Below are 20131 nucleotides of genomic sequence, written 5' to 3' on the forward strand. Positions count from 1 at the left end.
GCAGGGGGGCGTGCAGGGGGCGGGGACGGGATTCGTCGGGGTGAGGGCCTTGACAGCTTGTTAACGTTAACATCACCTTGGTTCCGGGCAAGAGGACCGTCATAAGAGCCGGAGGGCTCCGTCGCCGCCGACCCGACCCGACCCGACCCGATCCGCTCCGCGACTCGTCGCTTCATCACTCAGCAGAGAGACACGCGCATGCCGACTTCCTCGCAGGAACCCACCGAGCCCCTCTCCTTCCCCGCACACTTCCTCCTCGGCTCCGCGACCGCCGCCTACCAGATCGAGGGCGCCGCCACCGACGACGGGCGCGGTCCCTCGATCTGGGACACCTACTCGCACACGCCGGGCAGGACGTGGAACGGTGACACCGGCGACGTCGCCGCCGACCACTACCACCGCCTCGAAGCCGACCTCGATCTCATGGCGTCCCTGGGCCTTCGGGCGTACCGGTTCTCCATCGCCTGGCCGCGCATCCAGCCCACGGGCCGTGGCCCGGCCAACCCCAAGGGCCTGGACTTCTACAGCCGCCTGGTCGACGGCCTGCTGGACCGGGGTATCGCCCCCGTCGCGACCCTCTACCACTGGGACCTGCCCCAGGCCCTCGAAGACACCGGCGGCTGGACGAACCGCGCGACCGCCCACGCCTTCGCCGACTACGCCCGTATCGTCGGCGAAGCGCTCGGCGACCGCGTCGCGATCTGGACGACCCTCAACGAACCGTGGTGCTCCGCCTACCTGGGCTACGGATCCGGAGCCCATGCGCCCGGCCGCACCGACGGCGCCGCGGCGCTGACCGCGGTCCACCACCTCAACCTCGCCCACGGCCTCGCGGTGCAGCAGCTCAGGGCGGTCGCCACCAATGATCCGCAGTACTCCATCACGCTCAACTTCCACGTCCTGCGAGGCCGGGGAGAGGGCGGGGAGGAAGCCGTGCGCCGCATCGACGCGCTGGCCAACCGCTCCTTCACCGAGCCCCTGCTGCGCGGCCACTACCCCGAGGACCTCATCGAGGACACCGCCGCGGTCACCGACTGGGCGTTCGTCCGGGACGGCGACCTGAGCCAGCTCAACCAGCCCCTGGACCTGCTGGGCGTCAACTACTACGCCACCACCGCCGTTCGCCTGTGGGACGGTGTGACGGCACGTCAGAACAACGACGGTCACAAGGACATGGGCGGCTCACCCTGGCCGGGCTCGCCCCAGGTCGAGTTCGTCGCACAGGACGGCCCGCACACCGCCATGGGCTGGAACATCGACCCCGACGGCCTCGAAGAACTCCTCCTGGACCTGCACACCCGGTTCCCGAACCAACCCCTGGTCATCACCGAGAACGGAGCGGCCTTCGACGACCGCATCTCCACCCGCCCCGACGGCACGCACGCCGTCCACGACCCCGAGCGTGTCGACTACCTCCGCCGCCACCTCACCGCCGCCCACCGGGCACTGGCCGCCGGCGTCGATCTGCGCGGGTACTTCGTGTGGTCGCTGATGGACAACTTCGAGTGGGGTTACGGATACTCCAAGCGCTTCGGCATCGTCCACGTCGACTACGAGACCCAGCGCCGCACGCTCAAGGACAGCGCCCTGTGGTACCGGCAACTGGCCGCGACGGGCACCATTCCGTCAGCGGAGACCAGGGCGTAGGCCGAACAAGTCCGCAGCGTTGTCGTGGCATACGGCCCGCAGCCACTCCTCTCCGAGATCCAGCCGCTCCAGGGCGTGGAGCTGGTGCAGGTAGGGATAGGGGATGTTGGGGAAGTCGGAGCCGAGCAGGATGCGGTCGCCGAGTGCGGCGAGCCGGGGCCGGGCCCGGCGCGGGAACGGCACGAGCCCTTCGACGAAGTCGGTGAACGCCATCGTCGTGTCCAGCCGCACCTGGTCGTACCGCTCGGCGAGGCCGAGGAACTCCTCGTACTCGGGCATGCCCATGTGCGCGACGATCAGCCGCAGCCTCGGATGCCGGGCCAGCACCCGCGCGATGGGCTCGGGTCCGGTGTACTTGCCGGGCGCGGGCCCGGAGCCGCAGTGCACCACCACGGGGATGCGGGCCTCGGCCAGCAGTCCCCACGCCCGCTGGAGATGTTCGTCGGCCGGATCGTACGCTCCCACCTGCACATGGGCCTTGAACACGCGCGCGCCCGCTTCGACGGCCTCGCGGACGTACGTCTCGACATCCGGCTCGGGATAGAGGGTGGCGGTGTGCAGGCAATCGGGGGTGCGGCCGGCGAAGTCGGCCGCCCATCCGTTCAGCCACTCGGCCATGCCCGGCTTGTGGGGGTAGAGCATCGCGGTGAAGGCCCGGACGCCGAACTCCCTCAGCACAGCCGTCCGCTCCGCCTCCTCCTTCCGGTACGTGATCGGCCACTCCAGCCCACCGATCAGCGGCCCGTTGGTGTCGAAGTAGTCCCAGACCTTGTGCAGGACACGCTCGGGCATGAAGTGGGTGTGCACGTCGATCAGCCCGGGAAGGCCGAGGCGGCCCCAGAAACGGCTGACCTCACCGGCCTCCTCACTGACGGGCGCCATGCGGTGATCGTTCATGCCGCCCACGATCGACTCTGGTGAGGGGGCGGGGCAACCCCTTCCGCTGACTGAGGATGCTCAGCGAGTTGGCGGCGACGATGGCGCCGATGCTCGCCCACTCCGGCCCGCCCAGGTCCTGACCGAGACCGATCCAGCCGACCACGGCGGCGAGGACCGGGTTGACGCTCATGAACAGTCCGAAGGCACGGGCCGGGACATGGCGGAGGGTGAACAGGTCCGCGAGGTACGGCACGGCCGAAGCGAGGAGCCCGGCGGTGACCGCGCAGGCGACGGCACCGGTGGTGGGCGGGTGCCGCACCGCGACGGCGACGCCGATCGGCAGGAACATCACCGCGGAGATGCCGGCCGCGGCCGCCGCGCCCTGGGCGCCGGGGATGCGGCGGCCGACCGTGCGGTTGAGCAGGATGTACGACGCCCAGCAGACGGCGGCCAGCAGGCCCAGGGCCAGCCCGGCGTAGTCGGCCGAGGGCTGCGGGCGCATCAAGGTGACCACGCCGGCCGCGGCGATCACCGCACAGCACACGTCGACCCGGCGGCGCGAGGTGGCCAGGGCGATGGCGAGCGGGCCGAGGAACTCCAGGGTCACCGCCAGCCCCAGACCGACCCGCTCGATCGCGGAGTACAGCGAGAGGTTCATGGTGCCGAACACCAGTGCTAGCAGGATGACCGGCCACCACTGCCGCCACGTGAACGACCGCAGGCTCGGCCTACCGACGGCCAGCAGGACCAGGGCGGCGACGTACTGGCGTACGGCCACGACACCGACGGGGCCGAAGACGGGGAAGGCGAGTGAGCCGATCGCGGCGCCGGTCTGGGTGGACAGGCCGCTGCCGATCATCGTGGCCACTCCGGCAAGACGTCCGCGTGCCCGGCCGGGACCATCGAGCGGGGCCACGGGAGAGGGCTCAGGGGCGGACGCGGATGCGGGGGCGGGCGCCGGGAGGACGGGTGCGGGGGCGGGCGCGGGTGCCGGGCGGGTGCGCATGCGCCGATCGTGCGGCCACTCGATCTTTGCGCAAAATGCGTTCGCCGCTTCATCTATACGCTTGAGTCATGGATGTGGAGCTGCGGCAGTTGCGCTGCCTCGTCGCGATCGTCGACGAGGGCACGTTCACCGACGCCGCCATCGCCCTCGGCGTCTCCCAAGCGGCCGTTTCCCGCTCGCTGGCCTCGCTCGAACGTGCCCTCGGCGTACGGCTGCTGCGGCGGACCTCCCGTGAGGTGACCCCGACCGGGACGGGGCTGCGCGTCCTGGCGCACGCCCGGCGGGTGCTCGGCGAGGTGGACGACCTGGTCCGGGAAGCCGGCTCCGGGCACGCCCGGCTGCGAATGGGCTACGCCTGGGCGGCGCTCGGCCGACACACCCCGGCGTTCCAGCGTCGCTGGGCCACCGCCCACCCCGGGACCGACCTGCAGCTCGTCCGCGTCAACTCGGCCACCGCGGGCCTCGCGGAAGGCGCCTGCGACCTGTCCGTCGTACGCCGGCCCATGGCCGACCGGCGGTTCGACTCCGCCATCGTCGGGCTGGAGCGGCGGCTGTGCGCCGTAGCCGCCGACGACCCGCTGGCCCGGCGCCGCTCGGTCCGGCTGGCCGACCTCAGCGGCCGCACCCTTCTCGTCGACCGCCGTACCGGCACCACCACGACCGACCTGTGGCCGCCCGACGCCCGCCCGGCGACCGAGGAGACACGCGACGTCGACGACTGGCTCACGGTGATCTCCTCCGGCCGCTGCGTCGGCGTGACCGCCGAGGCCACCGCTCACCAGTACCCGCGCCCCGGCGTCGTCTACCGGCCGCTCAGGGACGCCGAACCCATCGCCGTACGGCTGACCTGGTGGCGCGATGACCCGCCGGCCGCGGCGCAGCCGGCGATCGAGCTGCTCACCGCGCTGTACCGGGGTGACTGAGCGCGCCCGTACGAAAGGGGCGGGAAGGGCCCTATCCACTTCTCGCGGATCCTGATTGCGCGGTGCGCGGCCGTCATCCGCTTCCCCGCGCCGTTCTGGGTCCTTCCCGTCACCTCCAGCACACCATGCGCGCCGCCGATACGCCAGGGCCGCTCGGCTCTCAGGAGCAGACGGCCCAGCGGCGACGGCATCGGGAGGTGACAAGGCGGGTCTGGCGGGTACCCATGAGCGGATCCCGCCGGGCGCGGGCGAGCCGTCGAGCGGAGGTGAGGAGGCCGTGCGGTTCGCGTTCCCCGCTGTCCGCCTGTACCGGCATCCCCTGGATGCAGTACCGGCGTGGCGCCGCCGCCTGCACCGCCCGATCACCGACCAGCCGCAGCGAGCGTGACCATGCATCCGCCCTCCACTCCCGACCGGTCCGCGACCGCGCTCGCCCCCGTCCTGCACGACGTGCGCGCCGTCGTCTTCGACACCGACGGAGTGATCACCGACTCGGCCCGGGTGCATGCCGCCGCCTGGAAGGTGGCCTTCGACGGCTTCCTGCGCGCCCACCCGCCCGAAGACCCCGGCCAACGCCGCCCCTTCGACGAGCGGGACGACTATCTGCGGCACGTGGACGGCAAGTCCCGCCTCGACGGAGCCGCGGCCTTCCTCGCCGGACGCGGCATCGAGGCGTCGGACCAGACGGTGCGGTCCGTCGCCGAGGACAAGGAGCGCCTCTTCACGCGGCGGCTGCGCGAGGACGGCGTCGACGCCTACCCGGGGACCGTACGGCTGGTGAAGGCCCTGCGCGCGGCAGGAGTTCCCCGGGCGGCGGCCTCCGCGTCCCGGCACGCCGGTGAGCTGCTGAGCCGGGCCGGTGTGCTGGACCTGTTCGACGCCCTCGTGGACGGCGGTGAGGCGGCCCGGCTGGGTCTCGCGGGCAAGCCGGAGCCGGATCTGTTCCTGGAGGCGGTCAGCCGACTCGGCGTGCCCGCCGGCCGGGCCGCCGTCGTCGAGGACGCCCTGGCGGGCGTGGAGGCGGGCCGGCGCGGCGGATTCGCCCTGGTGGTCGGCGTGGACCGGGCCGCCGGCGCGGACACCGGGGCGCGGCTGCTGCGGCACGGCGCCGACATCGTCGTACACGATCTCGGAGAACTCTGCGCGGGAGGAGCGCCGACGTGACGGAGCGCGGCCCGGAAACCGAAGCCACGGGTTGGAGCTGGGAATACGAGGGCTACAAGCCGGCCGACGAACGCCTTCGCGAGTCGCTGTGCACGCTCGGCAACGGCTACTTCGCCACCCGGGGCGCGCTCCCCGAGTGCACCGCCGACGACATCCACTACCCGGGGACCTATGTGGCCGGCATCTACAACCGCCTCACCTCCGAGGTCGTCGGCCGCCGGGTGGAGAACGAGGACATGGTCAACGTCCCGAACTGGCTGCCCCTGCGGTTCCGTCTCCCCGACGGGGACTGGATCGTGCCCGACACCACGAACGTGCTCGACCACCGCCAGATGCTGCACATGAACGCAGGGCTGATGGAGCGCCGGACGCGGTACGACCTGGGCGGGGACCGGAAGTTGACGGTGCGTCAGCATCGGTTGGTGCACATGCGCGACCCCCATCTGGCCGCGCTGCGCACCGAGTTCACGGCCGAGGGACTCTCCGGCCCGCTCGAAGTGGAGGCGGCCCTGGACGGTGGTGTCACCAACTCCGGCGTGCCGCGCTACCGGGACCTCGACGGCCGTCATCTGACCCACATCCACACCGGCACCGCCGCGCCGGACACGGTCTGGCTGCGCTGCCGCACCCGCACCTCCGACATCCGGATCGGCATCGCGTCCCGGCTGACCGCCGACGCACCCGTCACGGACCACCATGAACGGCCGTACGCCATCCAGCGGTTGACGCTCGACCTGGCCCCCGGCCGGACCGTCACCGTCGACAAGACCGTGGCCCTGCACACCTCCCGCGACCCGGCCATCAGCGACCCGCTCCACGCCGCCGTCGACCGGGTGGGCCGGGCCCCCCGCTTCGACGCACTGGTCACGTCGCACCGCACCGCCTGGCAGCAGCTCTGGCGCCGCGCCGCACTCGACGTGCCCGGCGAGTCGGGCCGCATTCTGCGGCTGCACCTCTTCCACGTGCTGCAGACCCTCTCCCCGCACACCGCCGACCTGGACGTCGGCGTGCCCGCCCGCGGACTGCACGGGGAGGCGTACCGCGGCCATGTCTTCTGGGACGAGCTGTTCGTCCTGCCCTACCTCAACCTGCACTTCCCGGAGGTCTCCCGCGCCCTGCTCCACCACCGCCACCGACGCCTGGAACAGGCCTGCACCTCGGCCAGGGCGGCGGGTCGCCGGGGCGCGATGTACCCCTGGCAGAGCGGCAGCGACGGGCGCGAGGAGACCCAGCAGCTCCATCTCAACCCGCGTTCGGGACGCTGGCTGCCCGACCACTCCCGGCTCCAGCACCATGTGGGCTCGGCGATCGCGTACAACGTGTGGCAGTACTGCGAGGCGAGCGGCGACATGGAGTTCCTGCACACCAAGGGCGCCGAGATGCTGTTGCAGATCGCCCGCTTCTGGGCGGACATGGCCGTCTACGACGGGAGCCTGGGCCGGTATCGCATCAAAGGAGTCGTAGGGCCCGACGAGTACCACGAGGCGTACCCGGACGCCGAAACACCCGGCCTGGACGACAACGCCTACACCAACGTCACCGCCGCGTGGGTTCTTGCCCGCACACTGGAGCTGCTGGACACCCTGCCCGAGCCCCGCCGGCGCGAACTCGTCGAGCGCACCGGCCTGGACGACGGTGAACTCGAACGGTGGGAGGACGTCTCGCGCACGCTCCACGTCCCCTTCCACGACGGCGTCATCAGCCAGTTCGCGGGCTACGGCGACCTCGCCGAGCTCGACTGGCACGGCTACCGCGGCCGGTACGGCGACATCCGGCGGCTGGACCGGATCCTGGAGGCGGAGAACGACACCGTCAACCGCTACAAGGCGTCCAAACAGGCCGACGTCCTGATGCTCGGCTACCTCTTCGCCCCCGCCGAACTGGGGGGCCTGTTCCACCGGTTGGGGGTGCGGCTGGACGAGGACACCTGGCGGCGCACCGTCGAGTACTACATGCACCGCACCAGTCACGGGTCCACCCTCAGCGGCCTGGTCCACGGCTGGGTGCTGGCCCGGTGCCGACGCAGCGAGGCGTGGAAGTTCTGCCAGGAGGCCCTCCAAGGAGACATCGCCGACGTGCAGGGCGGCACCACCGGCGAGGGCATCCACCTGGGCGCCATGGCCGGCACCCTCGACCTCGTCCAGCGCGGACTGACCGGCCTGGAGACCCGGGGCGGTGCCCTGTGGCTGGACCCCGTGCCCCTGCCCGAGCTGTCCTCCTACGGGTTCCCCCTGCGCTACCAGGGCCACTGGGGCGTACGCCTGCGCCTGGAACGCGGGCTGCTGGAGATCGAGGTCCCGTCCTCCGACGCCTCGCCCATCGACGTAAGGCTCCCGGGGCGCGGGGTGTCGCTGGAGCCGGGGCAGACAGGACGGCTGGTCCTCCACGACTGACGACCTGCGCGGCTCAGCGTCGGCCCGGCTCAGCCCGGTGCGGAACGCGGCCGGCGGGGAGAGGCTGGGAGGACAACGGCGGCGGAAAGGGGAGCGCGATGAACGGCCCGGTTGTCGTGGGGGTGGACGGTTCGCCGTCGAGTCTGGCGGCCGTGGAGGTCGCGGCGCGCGAGGCCGGGCTGCACGGTGTGGGGCTGCGGCTGGTCACGCCTTCGGCTGGCCGGCCGCGCACATACCGCATGGCGGTCGGCCCTGGGAGCCGAGCGGCGCCGGGCTGCGCGAGCTGGTCGACGGCACGCTGGCCAAGGCCGAGCGGCGCGCCCACGAAACGGCGCCGGGCATCGAGATCATGCGCGAGGTCGTCGTCGGCGAACCGGTGACCGTGCTGGAGATCGAGTCGCGCACCGCCTCCCTGGCAGTGGTCGGCAGCCGGGGCCACAGCCGGTTCGGCGCCCTGCTGCTCGGCTCCACCGCCGGTCATCTGGCCGCCCACGCGGCCTGCCCGGTGCTGGTGGTGCGCGGCAGGCCGAACCCGGCCGGGCCCGTACTCCTCGCCGTCGACGGCTCACCCGCGGGCCGGGGAGCCGTCGAGTTCGCCTTCGCCCTGGCCTCCCTGCACGGCACGGACCTGGTGGCGCTGCACGCCTGGAGCACCCGGACCGACCGCGCCTACGACAGCCCCGCCGACCCGCCCTTCGTGACGTACGACGAGGAGCGCCTGCGCGACGAGGAGGAACGCGTGCTCGCCGAGGCGCTGGGCGGGCTGCGCGACCTGTACCCCGACGTCGCCGTCCACCGCAGGCTGGCGCGCGGCCGGGTCCGCCACACCCTCATCGAGGCCAGCGCCGACGCGGGGCTCGTCGTGGTCGGGGCGCGCGGGCGGGGCGGATTCGCCGGGCTGCTCCTGGGCTCGGTCAGCCAGGCCCTGCTCCACCACGCACACTGCCCCGTCGCCGTCGTCCGGTCCGGGGAGGCATGACGGGGGGCGAGTGACCCGGACTGCGGCCGGGGCCGGCTCAGAGGTGCGCCGCGTGGTCCGGGACGTAGGTCCGCAAGTCGCGCGGCGGTCGCTGGTAGCCGCTCGACTCCGGCCGTTCGGGCAGGTCAAGGACGGGCGGGAGGACGTCCTGGTACGGCACGGAGTCCAGCAGATGGGCGATCATGTTCACCCGGGCCCGGCGCTTGTCGTCGCTCTCGACGACGTACCAGGGCGCCTCGGCGATGTCGGTGTGCACCATCATCGCGTCCTTGGCCCGGGAGTAGTCCTCCCAGCGGGTGAGCGACTCCAGGTCCATGGGGGAGAGCTTCCAGCGGCGCAGAGGGTCCTCCAGGCGGCGCCGGAAGCGGTCCTGCTGCTCCTCGTCGCTCACCGAGAACCAGTACTTGCGCAGCAGGATCCCGTCCTCCACCAGCATCCGCTCGAAGAGGGGACACTGGCGCAGGAAGAGCTGGTGCTCCTCCTTGGTGCAGAAGCCCATGACGTGCTCGACGCCGGCCCGGTTGTACCAGCTGCGGTCGAACAGCACGATCTCCCCGGCGGCGGGCAGATGCTGGATGTACCGCTGGAAGTACCACTGGGTGCGTTCGCGCTCGGTCGGCCTGGGCAGGGCCGCGATCCGTGCGACCCGCGGGTTGAGATGCTCCGTGACCCGCTTGATGGTGCCGCCCTTGCCCGCCGCGTCCCGCCCCTCGAAGACCAGGACCAGCCGGGCGCCCTCTGCGCGCACCCACTCCTGGAGCTTCGCCAACTCCATCTGCAGACGCAGCAGTTCCTTCTCGTACGTCTTGCGCGGCAGCTTCTCCACCTTGATCACCCTTCGGCCTCGCCTCGACGGCGGGTTACCGGACGGCGGCCCAGGACAGCGCCGGAGGTGTCACGTGCCGCCGCTCCCGAACGATCCGCTGCCGCCCTCGGTCCAGCGCGGCCGTTCCTGGGACTGGCTGGGCCGGGAGGGGATGTTGCCGTGGGCGGGCAGGTCGTGCGGGGTGAGCCGGTGGTCACTCTTCGGCACCTCGGCGGGCTCCCGGTGCTCCCGGATCTCGTGCACCGGGCCCTCGTCGGGCAGCCTGGGCTGCTCTTCGGGACGGGGCGGACGCGGTTCCCGGCGCCTGATGCGGCTGCCCAGGACGAAGGCGCCGATGAGCAGCGCCACGACGACCACACCGGCCACGAGCAGCCCGACGGCGAGCGCGCCCCGTGCTGCGGCGATGTCCATCCAAGTGGTGTCCATGGCCCGCGAGTACCCCTGGCCCCGCTCATGAACCCGTTGGTCATGATCGGTCGGCAGGCAGGGGAACACCGGGTTTGGCGTCGGCGGCTCCGGCTACCCGCCTCGTGTGACATCGACTACGTCCCAGCAAGAGCTCGTCCAATTCCTGGAGGACCGCTTCGCCTGCGCCCAGGCGTGCACCGACTGCGCCCGTGCCTGTGCCCTGCGCGCGAGCCTCATGGATCCGGACGGGACCGAGGAACAGGAACTTGTGCGACGCAAGGGCATCCTGTGCGCCGAGGTGTGCGACGCGACCTGCCGTGCGCTGGGCGAGCAGGGCCACATGGACGAGGACGCCGAGAGCGCCCTCCGCGTTCAGCTGGAATGGACCCGCACGGTCTGCCTGGAGTGCGCACACGTCTTCGACAAGCACCCGGACGCCGAGGACGCCGCGAAGGCGTGCCGCGACTGCGCACGGGCCTGTACGGACTTCATGACCACGCTCGACTGAGCCACGTAGGGCTGAGCCACGTACGGCTGGGTCACGTTCGGCCGGGGGTGATGGGCCAGGCCGGCCGTCGTCCTCGCCCGCTCCTCGCCATTCCCAATTTCTGGAACACGTTCTACGGTGTGCGCCGACAGGACCGGTCCTGGGAGCCTGGAGGCGCCGTGCATCTCGAATACACGCCCGAGCAGCAGCGGCTGCGCAGCGAACTGCGCGACTACTTCGCCGAGTTGGTGCCGGACCTCGCCGAGACCCGCTTCACCGAACCGGCGGCCCAGAAGCGCTACTACCGCAAGACGATCCGGAGGCTCGGCTCGGACGGCTGGCTCGGCGTGGGCTGGCCCAAGGAGTACGGCGGACGCGGTCTGACCACGATGGAGCAGTTCATCTTCTTCGACGAGGCCGCCCAGGCGGGCGTCCCGCTGCCCCTGATGGCGCTCAACACGGTCGGCCCGACGATCATGCAGTACGGCACGGAGGAGCAGAAGGCGTACTTCCTGCCGAAGATCCTCTCCGGCGAGATCGACTTCGCGATCGGCTACAGCGAGCCCGACGCGGGCACGGACCTGGCCTCGCTCAGGACGCGGGCGGTACGGGAGGGCGACGAGTACATCGTCAACGGCCAGAAGATCTGGACGACCAATGGCGACACGGCCGACTGGGTCTGGCTCGCCACCCGCACCGACCCGGACGCCCCGCCCCACAAGGGCATCACCATGCTCCTCGTGCCGACCACCGACCCCGGCTACTCCTGCACGCTCATCAACACCCTCGCCTCGCACGACACCACGGCCAGCTACTACGAGAACATCCGCGTCCCCGTCTCCCGCCGCGTCGGTGCGGAGCACCAGGGCTGGCGCCTGATCACCAACCAGCTCAACCACGAGCGCGTCACCCTCGCCGCCCACGGCACCATGGCCATCCGCGCCCTGCACGACGTCCAGCGCTGGGCCATGGAGACCAAGCTGGCCGACGGCCGCCGGGTCATCGACCTCCCCTGGGTGCGCCGCCGCCTCGCCCAGACCCACACCAAGCTCGACGCCCTCAAGCTCCTGAACTGGAAGATGGTGAGCGCCGTGCAGGAGGGCACGCTCACCCCGCAGGACGCCTCGGCGGTGAAGGTCTACGGCTCCGAGGCGCGCCGCGACGCGTACGCCTGGCTGATGGAGATCGTCGCCGCACCGGGGGCGCTGAAGGAGGGCTCGGCGGGCGCCGTACTCCACGGCGAGCTGGAGCGCGGCTACCGCTCAGCCGTCATCTTCACCTTCGGCGGCGGCAACAACGAGATCCAGCGGGAGATCATCTCCTGGATCGGGCTCGGGATGCCGAGGGTGCGGCGTTAGCCCGCTGTGACCACAGATCTCACGTCGTACGGCGCTCAGCTCAAGGCCATTCGCCGTCGGGGGCTGGATCGGCCCCACGACCTCTCGGTCATCCACCAGCCGGTGCTCGTCGCAAACGGCGAGAGCGACAGGATGGTTCCGACCCAGAACTCGGTCGACCTGGCGCGGCGAGTGCCGAACGGCGAGTTGGTCCTCTACCCCGACGCCGGCCATGGCGGCATCTTCCAGTTCCACGGGCAGTTCGTGGAGACGGCTCTCGAGTTCCTCGAGCGGCAAAAGGCGTGCGGTGCGGTCGTAGTCTGGGCCGAGGATGGTGCCTCAGGGTCGTGGCGCCCTTTGGGTGAGCGGCTCGAGGCGCCCGTTCGCTGACGCGACCTCGTCTTCCGCCTCACCCCATGAACGCGAGAGCGTTCTCGATCCCCAGCTCCAGGACCTCATCGGCGCGCTTCTGGTCGGACAGGGCGCGGGACAGCTGCAACGTCCCCACCAGCATGGTGAAGAGCCCGATGGCCTTGGCCTGAGCGGACCGCGGGTCCTCGGGTGTCAGGCGGGCGGAGATCTCCTCCAGGATGGCCTGCGCGCCGTCGCTGTAGGCCTGCCTGGTCCCGTCCGCGCAGCGGCCGATCTCGTCGAGAAGGGCGGCGGAGGGGCATCCGAGGCCGGGGTGGTCCCGGTGTTCGGGGGACAGGTACTCGCGAATGAGGTCCTCGAGTCCCGGGCGGCCGGGTCGCAAGGTGCCGTAGCTCGCGACCTGCGTGTGCAGTTCCTCGGCCACGACATGGGCGACGAGGTCGTCCTTGGACGCGAAGTGGGCGTAGAAGGCTCCGTTGGTGAGCCCCGCGTCCGCCATCAGCGTGGAGATGCCCGAGCCGTCGATGCCGTCCTGCTTGAACCGGTGGCCGGCCTTCTCGATGATGCGTCGCCGCGTCACCTGCTTGTGCTCCTTGGCGTAGCGCACCACGAGCTTCCTCCGTTCGCTCCGTAAGGCCCATGCTTCGCACTCACGGGTAATCCATGGCCTGACGTCCGTAATATCATGGCCGGCGTGCCCATGCCCGGCGTCCGCATGACCGGCGTGCTCACGACCGGATGCGGGCACCGGGTCCGAGTCGGGCGGTGACTTCCCCGGGGGTGAGGGTGGAGTGCTCCGCGGAACACTCGACGATGACGCGGACCGGGGCGTCGCAGTCGGTGTGACGGATGTCCAGTACGGGCCCCCCGGGGCCGAGGGCGTACGCCTCGCCCCACTGGCTCAGCGCCATCAGGACAGGCCACAGGTCCCAGCCCTTGCGGGTCAGGCGGTACTCGTTGCGGGAGCGGCTGCCCGGCTCCTGGTAGGGGACGGTCTTGAGGATGCCTGCCGCGATCAGCTTCCGGAGGCGGTCGCTGAGGACGGCCTCGGACAGGCCGATGTGGCGGTGGAAGTCGTCGAAGCGGCGGACTCCGTTGACGGCGTCCCGCAAGATCAGCAACGTCCATTTCTCTCCGACCACGTCGAGCGTGCGCTGGACGGGGCAGTTCTCCGTGCTCGCCTCAAGCCACTCCATCCAGCCATCGTAGGGTCCTGGCTTCGTCATTGACAGTCAGGTGAGACGGAAGCTAGCTTCACTTGCAAAAGTCAGACGGGAAGGCGCTCGGTCGTGGGACGGACACGTACGTATCAATGGGAAGATCCCGCGATCCTGGCGGAGGCCGCCGGACGCATGGCCGGCATCGACTTCCTGCGTGAGTTGCAGGCGGGGCGACTGCCGGGGCCGCCCATCAACTACTCCATCGACTTCACTCTGGACGAGGTGGAGCCCGGCAGGGCGGTCTTCTCCCTGACGCCGGGTGAGGAGCACTACAACCCGATCGGCAGCGTGCACGGCGGCATCTTTGCCACCTTGCTCGACTCGGCGGCGGGTTGTGCCGTCCAGTCCACCCTCCCGCAAGGCATGGCGTACACCTCACTCGACCTGACGGTGAAGTTCCTCCGGCGGATCACCGTGGACACGGGCACGGTGCGCGCCATCGGCACGGTGGTCAGCAAGGGCCGTCAAACCGCCCTGGCCCAGGCACAGTTGGTCGACGGTACGGACCGTCTGCTCGCCCACGCCACCAGCAGCTGCATGCTCTTCCCGGTGCCTCCCTCGCAGAGGTGAGCCTCGGCGGCGACCGGTATCGGTCTGGGCCGTGACGCCGGACTCCCTCGATCTCGGCGCAGGACGCCGGAGTGCGAGGTGAAGCAGCCTGGTGCGATGACTTCGTGGCGGCCCTGGACGCTGCCCTGGCCGAGACCGAGGCGCGTCTGGCGGAACGTCACGACCCGGAAGGTCATCGCGGAACTCGCCCCGACCGGAACCGAACCCGAACGGCCCCACTTGACCACCGCCTACCAGGTCATCCTGAACGCCTTCAACATCCACCCCGATCAGGCGTTCCGGGTCCGTGATCTACACGGACTCCTCGGCATGCCCACCGACGACCCGGCCATGAACGTCACCCGCGGCCGCTTGGGCGGGCTCACCCGTCAAGGCTTCCTCACTCAACCCGGACGCGGTCTCTGCCAGAAACGGACTAGCTCCGCTCTTCACGGGCTGGAATCGGCACGGCCGACGGCCGCCACTCTCGCCTGATCAACCCGAACACCCACGAGTCGGATACTTCGCCGTTCACGACGCAGTCTTCCCGCAACGTCCCCTCACGCACGAATCCGATCTTCTCCAGGACCCGGGCGGATGCCTCGTTGCGCGTATCGGTCTCGGCCTGGACCCGATTCAGGTCCAGTGTGTCGAATGCCCACCGCAGCACGGCGTGCGCGGCCTCCGTCGCGTAGCCGTGGCCCCACATCGCATCGTCGAGGACGTAGCCCAATGAGGCGCTGCGGTAGTCCGGGTTCCATCCGGTCAGACCGCACCAGCCGACGAAGGCCCCGTCAGAAGCACGGTCGATGGCCACCCGCGCCCCGGTTCCTTCATCCTCCATCTCCCGGCACATCGCGATGAAGCGCTCGGCGCGGGCCCGTTCGGTCCATGGCGGGGAGTCCCAGTACCGCAGCACGTAGGCGCTGCTGTGCAGCGCGAACAGGGGGTCCGCGTCGGCTTCGGTGAAGGGGCGCAGCCGCAGGCGAGCGGTGTGCAATATGGGGGTGGCCAAAGTCATGCGCACCATCCTGTGTCCTCATGGGGCGGGCAGAACACCGAATATCCGATCCCGGTCCGGTCCCGGATCAGTGCAGTTCAGGAACGTTTCCTTGTGCCAACTAGCGATCCTGGTCACACTGCGAGGGTGGACGCCCTACGCAGCGGTGACCCCGGGCTGTTCGGCCCCTCCTCCGTGACCTGGCAGATGCACGGCGACCCCATGATGTGGGTGGCCGGCATCCGAGCGCTCTACCTCCAGGCCCTGCACCCACGCGCCGTACGCGGCGTCATGCAGAACTCCGACTTCCGGCGCGACGCCTGGGGCCGGCTGCTGCGCACAGCGAACTTCGTCGGCACCATCACCTACGGCACCACGGAGGCCGCCGAGAAGGCGGGCGCCCGGGTGCGGAAGATCCACGGCATGCTGGGCGCCACCGACCCGGGCACCGGGGAGCGGTACGGCGTCGACGAACCCGAACTGCTGCTGTGGGTGCACTGCGCCGAGATCGACTCCTACCTCCAGGTCGCGCGCCGCTCCGGCTTCCGCCTCACCGACGCGCGGGCCGACCGCTACATCGGCGAACACCGGGTCAGCGCCCGGCTGGTCGGCCTGGACCCCGACGCCGTACCGGCGAACCAGGACGAGATGGCGGCGTACTTCGAGAAGGTGCGCCCCGAGCTCGCCTGCGGACCCGAGGCACGCGCGGTGGACGACTTCCTGCTCCGCCCGCCGACGCACCCCCTTCTCGTCCCGGCGCGCGAGGTGCTGTGGCGGCGCGTGGCGCACCTGGCGTACGCCGCACTGCCGCCGTACGCCCACGAGCTGTACGGCAGACCAGCCCCGAAACCCGCCACCGTCACCCGCCAGTTGCGCGCCACGGGCACCTTGCTGCGCTGCGTTCCCGCACGTCTGCGCTGGCAACTCCCCCCCAAACACATCCTGCGCGCCATGGCCCGGCTCGGCCCGGGCGTGCGCCCGGCACCGTACAAAGACGGACGATAGGTCGCCATACTGAACGAGCCGGGGGAGGGCGGGCGGACCACAACGGGGGGCGAGCGCGGGAGATGGGGGACAGCGGGCTGATCCAGGGCCGGTACCGGCTGCTCGATCCGATCGGGCGCGGCGGTATGGGCGAGGTGTGGCGTGCGCGCGACGAGTCGCTGGGCCGGCAGGTCGCCGTGAAGTGCCTCAAGCCGCTGGGACCGCACCACGACCACTCCTTCACCCGTGTCCTGCGGGAGCGGTTTCGCCGCGAGGCCCGGGTGGCCGCGGCGCTCCAACACCGGGGCGTGACCGTCGTCCACGACTTCGGTGAGTCCGACGGGGTCCTGTTCCTGGTCATGGAGCTGCTGGAGGGCCGCAACCTCAGCCAGCTCCTGGAGGACAACAAGCACCACCCGCTGCCCGTCCCGGACGTCGTAGAGATCGCCGACCAGGTCGCCGCGGCCCTCGCCTACACCCATCAACAGGGCATCGTGCACCGCGACCTGAAGCCCGCGAACATCATGCGGCTCGCCGACGGCACGGTGAAGATCTGCGACTTCGGCATAGCCCGCCTCGCCCACGACATCGGCTTCACCTCCCGGCTGACCGGCACCGGCATCGCGATGGGCACCCCGCACTACATGTCGCCGGAGCAGATAGGCGGGGACGAGGTGGACCAGCGCAGCGACCTGTACTCGCTGGGCTGCGTGCTGTACGAGATGGCCACCGGGGTACCGCCGTTCGATCTCGACGACCCCTGGGCGATCCTCGTCGGCCACCGTGACACCCCGCCCCGCCCGCCGCGCAGCCACCGTGCCGAGTTGCCCGAATACTTCGAGAAGGTCATCCTCGACCTGCTGGCCAAACGACCCGAGGAACGCCCGCACGACGGGCGCGAGTTGGGCCGCCGGATCAGCCTGGGCCGTACGACACCGGCGTATGTGCCCACCGTGGTGACCCCGCAGCCCGACCTCAGGCCCCCGGAGCCCGTGGCCCGCACGCCCCGGCTGCCGTCCTGGACCCGGGGCATGACCACCGGCCACAAGGCCACCGGCGCCGGACTGCGCACCACACCGCCGGACGCCGCGGCCGGCCTCACCGGCGAGTGGATCCCCCGCCCGGCCACCGGCCGTCCCGAGGAGACCGCCGTCCCCGACGAACCGTCCGCCCCGTCCGCCGCGACGCTCACCGCGCTGGCCGGACGGCACAACGCCGGGCTGAGCCTCGGCCGGCTGGGCCGCTGGACGGAGGCGGGCGAGGTGCACCGCGCGGTCGCCGCCGAACGCGAACACCTTCTCGGCCCCGACCACCCCGACACCCTCGCCAGCCGCTACGAGCTCGCCTTCACCCTCAGCCGCACAGGCCGCGCCGCCGACGCCCTGCGTGAGTACAAACATGTCGCCCGCGCCCGCAGCCTGGCCCTCGGGCCCGACCATCCGGACACCCTCGCCGCCCGGCAGGAAATGGCGTACGTACTGGGCCAGTTGGGCCGCCACTTCGACGCTCACCAGGTCTACACGTCCGTCCTGACGGCACGAGAGCGCGCGATGGGCGCCGACCACCCCGACACCCTGCGCTGCCGCCACAACCTCGCCTTCAACCTCAGCAGACTCGGCCGTCTGGAGGAGTCGTACCGGATGGCCGGCGAGGTCGCCGACGCCCGCGCCCGCGTCCTCGGCGCACACCATCCCGACACCCTGGTCACCCGCTACGAAGTCGCCTACGCGCTCGGCCAGTTGGGTCGCTGGTCCGAGGCGTTGCAGACCTACGGCGAGGTCGCCGCCGCCCGCGCCCAGGCCCTCGGCCCCGACCATCCCGACACCCTCGCCGCCCGCTACGAGGTGGGCATCAGCCTCGGCCGGCTCGGCCGCAGCGCGGAGGCGCTCCAGCTCTACCGCGACCTGATCGACGACCGCACCCGTGTCCACGGCCCCGCGCACCCCGAGACCCTCCGTGCCCGCCACGGCCTCGGCGTCAACCTCGGCCGCCTCGGCCGCTGGGAGGAGGCCCTCGCCGAATCGCGCGACGTGAGCGCGATCCGAGAGCGCGTGCTGGGCCCCGACCACCCGGACACCCTGGTCAGCCGCCGTGAGGTGGCCGTGAGCCTCGGCTGGCTGGGCCGCTGGCCGGACGCGCTCACCGAGTACCGCAGGGTGGCCAACGCCCGCGAGCGCGTCCTGGGCGCCGATCACCCCGACACCCTCGCCAGCCGCAACGACGAGGCCCACTGCCTGGAACAGCTCGGGCGGGGCGCGGAGGCGGTCGAGCTGTACCGGAGGGTGGCGGCGCTACGGCAGCAGCGGGCGACCGGCGGGCCCTGACTCCGGACGCCCGCACGTCTGGCCGACCTAGATCATCACGTGTTACGAAGAACCATGCCTGCACACGAGGGAAGCCCCGCGAGCCGTACGTACGACGCCGTCATCGTCGGCGGAGGCCACAACGGCCTGGTCGCCGCCGCCTACCTGGCGCGGGCCGGGCGGTCCGTGCTGGTGCTGGAGCGGCTGGACCACACGGGAGGCGCCGCCGTGTCCACGCGGCCGTTCGCCGGCGTCGACGCCCGGCTCTCCCGCTACTCGTACCTGGTCAGCCTGTTGCCGAAGAAGATCGTCCGGGACCTCGGCCTGGACTTCCGGGTCCGCACCCGAGACGTGTCCTCCTACACGCCCGTGGAACGGGACGGACGCTCGACCGGACTGCTGGTGGGCGGCGGTGAACGGCGCACCCGCGAGGCGTTCGCCCGGCTGACCGGCACCGAGCGTGAGTACGCGGCCTGGCAGCGCTTCTACGCCATGACCGGCGAGGTCGCCAAACGGGTGTTCCCGACGCTCACCGAGCCCCTGCCGAGCCGTGCGGAGCTGCGTCACCGGGTGGACGACGAGGAGGCCTGGCGGACCCTCTTCGAGGAGCCGATCGGTGTCGCGATCGAGGACCGTTTCACCGACGACCTCGTGCGGGGCGTGGTCCTGACGGACGCCCTGATCGGCACGTTCGCCGACGCCCATGACACTTCGCTCAAGCAGAACCGCTGCTTCCTCTACCACGTGATCGGCGGCGGCACCGGCGCCTGGGACGTCCCCGTAGGCGGCATGGGCGCCCTCACTGACGCCCTGGCCACGGCGGCACGCCAGGCGGGCGCGGACATCGTCACCGGGCACGAGGCGGTACGGATCGACACGGACGGCCGTACGGCCGAGGTCACCTACCGCACGGCCGACGGCGAGGGCGTCGCCACCGCCCGGCACGTCCTGGTCAACGCCTCCCCTCGGGAACTGGCCGACCTCACCGGCGATACACCCCCGACCCCCGCCGAGGGCGCCCAGCTCAAGGTGAACATGCTGCTCAAGCGCCTGCCGAGGCTGCGCGACACCTCCGTCGACCCGCGCGAGGCGTTCGCCGGCACCTTCCACATCGCCGAGGGCTACGACCAACTGGCCGCCGCCCACGCCCAGGCCGTCGCCGGGGAACTCCCCGCCGCGCCGCCGTCCGAGATCTACTGTCACTCGCTGACCGACCCGACGATCCTCGGCCCCGACCTCGTCGCCCAGGGCTACCAGACCCTCACCCTGTTCGGCCTGCACACCCCGGCCAGGCTCTTCGAGCGCGACAACGACGCCGTACGCGACGAACTGCTGAAGTCAACACTCGCCCAGCTCGACGCGCACCTCGCCGAGCCGATCGCCGACTGCCTGGCGACGGACGCGGAGGGGAGGCCGTGCATCGAGGCGAAGACCCCGCTGGACCTGGACCGAGACCTGCGCCTGCCCGGCGGCAACATCTTCCACCGCGACCTGGCCTGGCCGTACGCCCAGGAGGGCACCGGTCGCTGGGGCGTGGAGACCTCGCACGCGAACGTGCTGCTCTGCGGGGCGGGCGCGGTGCGCGGGGGAGGGGTGAGCGGGGTGCCGGGGCACAACGCGGCGATGGCGGTGCTGGAGCGGCCCGCCGACTGAC

Annotated in this window: 18 protein-coding genes and 1 pseudogene; 12 read left to right on the top strand and 7 right to left on the bottom strand. The window is 71.3% G+C overall.

Translation table 11 applies throughout. The features are described from left to right. The first annotated feature begins 198 nt into the window (after positions 1 to 198). Positions 199 to 1647 (top strand): GH1 family beta-glucosidase, encoded by a 1449-nt coding sequence (locus tag ADK36_RS03730; RefSeq protein WP_053196359.1) that lies wholly within the window; start codon positions 199 to 201, stop codon positions 1645 to 1647. On the opposite strand, the gene ADK36_RS03735 is transcribed toward ADK36_RS03730, so the two are convergent. Together ADK36_RS03735 and ADK36_RS03740 are read right to left on the bottom strand one after the other, a co-directional pair. Then, a complete protein-coding gene (locus ADK36_RS03735; RefSeq protein WP_078916254.1) occupies positions 1627 to 2544 on the bottom strand; it encodes an amidohydrolase family protein in 918 nt (305 codons plus the stop codon). The two genes, ADK36_RS03730 and ADK36_RS03735, sit on opposite strands and share 21 nt — an antisense overlap. Then, complete coding sequence (locus ADK36_RS03740; RefSeq protein ID WP_078950819.1) at positions 2513 to 3532, bottom strand: EamA family transporter; 1020 nt, start codon at positions 3530 to 3532, stop codon at positions 2513 to 2515. Before ADK36_RS03740 ends, ADK36_RS03735 begins: the two co-directional genes overlap by 32 nt. A 68-nt stretch (positions 3533 to 3600) precedes the next feature. Between ADK36_RS03740 and ADK36_RS03745 the strand changes: the two genes are divergently transcribed. The 4 genes and pseudogenes from ADK36_RS03745 to ADK36_RS03760 all read left to right on the top strand — a co-directional run bounded on the left by ADK36_RS03745 (position 3601) and on the right by ADK36_RS03760 (position 8991). Continuing rightward, positions 3601 to 4455 carry a LysR family transcriptional regulator gene (locus ADK36_RS03745; protein ID WP_048582044.1) on the top strand — a complete coding sequence of 285 codons (855 nt, stop codon included), beginning with the start codon at positions 3601 to 3603 and terminating at the stop codon, positions 4453 to 4455. Positions 4456 to 4845: 390 nt separating this feature from the next. Continuing rightward, entirely contained in the window at positions 4846 to 5619 is a 774-nt protein-coding gene (locus tag ADK36_RS03750) for an HAD family hydrolase (protein ID WP_048582043.1), read from the top strand. Beyond that, a complete protein-coding gene (locus tag ADK36_RS03755) occupies positions 5616 to 8012 on the top strand; it encodes a glycoside hydrolase family 65 protein (RefSeq protein ID WP_053196362.1) in 2397 nt (798 codons plus the stop codon). The genes ADK36_RS03750 and ADK36_RS03755 overlap by 4 nt, the downstream gene beginning before the upstream one ends. 98 nt (positions 8013 to 8110) lie before the next feature. Further along, positions 8111 to 8991, top strand: a pseudogene (locus tag ADK36_RS03760) (universal stress protein). A gap of 37 nt (positions 8992 to 9028) precedes the next feature. On the opposite strand, the gene ppk2 reads toward ADK36_RS03760, so the two are convergent. Beyond that, on the bottom strand, positions 9029 to 9826 hold the full coding sequence (gene ppk2 / locus ADK36_RS03765; RefSeq protein WP_053196364.1) for a polyphosphate kinase 2: 798 nt from the start codon (positions 9824 to 9826) through the stop codon (positions 9029 to 9031). A 60-nt stretch (positions 9827 to 9886) separates the two neighbouring features. Next, positions 9887 to 10243, bottom strand: coding sequence for a DUF6479 family protein (locus tag ADK36_RS03770; protein ID WP_048582039.1), 357 nt, complete (start codon positions 10241 to 10243; stop codon positions 9887 to 9889). 106 nt (positions 10244 to 10349) lie between these two features. On the opposite strand from ADK36_RS03770, the gene ADK36_RS03775 reads away from it, so the two are divergent. The 3 genes from ADK36_RS03775 to ADK36_RS03785 all read left to right on the top strand — a co-directional run bounded on the left by ADK36_RS03775 (position 10350) and on the right by ADK36_RS03785 (position 12439). Then, positions 10350 to 10733: a ferredoxin gene (locus tag ADK36_RS03775; RefSeq protein ID WP_048582038.1), complete on the top strand. Its 384-nt coding sequence runs from the start codon at positions 10350 to 10352 to the stop codon at positions 10731 to 10733. Between the two features lie 158 nt (positions 10734 to 10891). After that, the gene (locus ADK36_RS03780; RefSeq protein WP_048582037.1) at positions 10892 to 12070 is read left to right on the top strand and encodes an acyl-CoA dehydrogenase family protein; all 1179 of its coding nucleotides are present in this window, start codon (positions 10892 to 10894) and stop codon (positions 12068 to 12070) included. Between the two features lie 6 nt (positions 12071 to 12076). Then, positions 12077 to 12439, top strand: coding sequence for an alpha/beta fold hydrolase (locus ADK36_RS03785; protein ID WP_234329664.1), 363 nt, complete (start codon positions 12077 to 12079; stop codon positions 12437 to 12439). 19 nt (positions 12440 to 12458) lie between these two features. On the opposite strand, the gene ADK36_RS03790 is transcribed toward ADK36_RS03785, so the two are convergent. Both ADK36_RS03790 and ADK36_RS03795 read right to left on the bottom strand, forming a co-directional pair. Continuing rightward, positions 12459 to 13031, bottom strand: coding sequence for a TetR/AcrR family transcriptional regulator (locus tag ADK36_RS03790; RefSeq protein ID WP_053196366.1), 573 nt, complete (start codon positions 13029 to 13031; stop codon positions 12459 to 12461). 118 nt (positions 13032 to 13149) lie between these two features. Beyond that, the gene (locus tag ADK36_RS03795; RefSeq protein WP_048582035.1) at positions 13150 to 13617 is read right to left on the bottom strand and encodes a winged helix-turn-helix transcriptional regulator; all 468 of its coding nucleotides are present in this window, start codon (positions 13615 to 13617) and stop codon (positions 13150 to 13152) included. 93 nt (positions 13618 to 13710) lie between these two features. Here ADK36_RS03795 and ADK36_RS03800 point away from each other — a divergent pair, with 93 nt between their 5' ends. After that, entirely contained in the window at positions 13711 to 14211 is a 501-nt protein-coding gene (locus ADK36_RS03800) for a PaaI family thioesterase (protein ID WP_048582034.1), read from the top strand. A gap of 415 nt (positions 14212 to 14626) precedes the next feature. Here the strand turns inward: ADK36_RS03800 and ADK36_RS03810 are convergent, their stop codons facing one another. Further along, complete coding sequence (locus tag ADK36_RS03810) at positions 14627 to 15211, bottom strand: GNAT family N-acetyltransferase (protein ID WP_048582055.1); 585 nt, start codon at positions 15209 to 15211, stop codon at positions 14627 to 14629. 186 nt (positions 15212 to 15397) lie between these two features. Here ADK36_RS03810 and ADK36_RS03815 point away from each other — a divergent pair, with 186 nt between their 5' ends. The 3 genes from ADK36_RS03815 (at position 15398) to ADK36_RS03825 (ending at position 20130) form a co-directional block, all read left to right on the top strand. After that, on the top strand, positions 15398 to 16195 hold the full coding sequence (locus tag ADK36_RS03815) for an oxygenase MpaB family protein (protein WP_425315298.1): 798 nt from the start codon (positions 15398 to 15400) through the stop codon (positions 16193 to 16195). Between the two features lie 62 nt (positions 16196 to 16257). Further along, entirely contained in the window at positions 16258 to 18498 is a 2241-nt protein-coding gene (locus ADK36_RS03820; RefSeq protein WP_048582033.1) for a serine/threonine-protein kinase, read from the top strand. Positions 18499 to 18552: 54 nt separating this feature from the next. After that, positions 18553 to 20130 (top strand): phytoene desaturase family protein, encoded by a 1578-nt coding sequence (locus tag ADK36_RS03825; protein ID WP_048582032.1) that lies wholly within the window; start codon positions 18553 to 18555, stop codon positions 20128 to 20130. Position 20131 lies beyond the last annotated feature (1 nt).

Source organism: Streptomyces viridochromogenes (assembly GCF_001270495.1).
Classification (GTDB): Bacteria; Actinomycetota; Actinomycetes; order Streptomycetales; family Streptomycetaceae; genus Streptomyces; species Streptomyces viridochromogenes_A.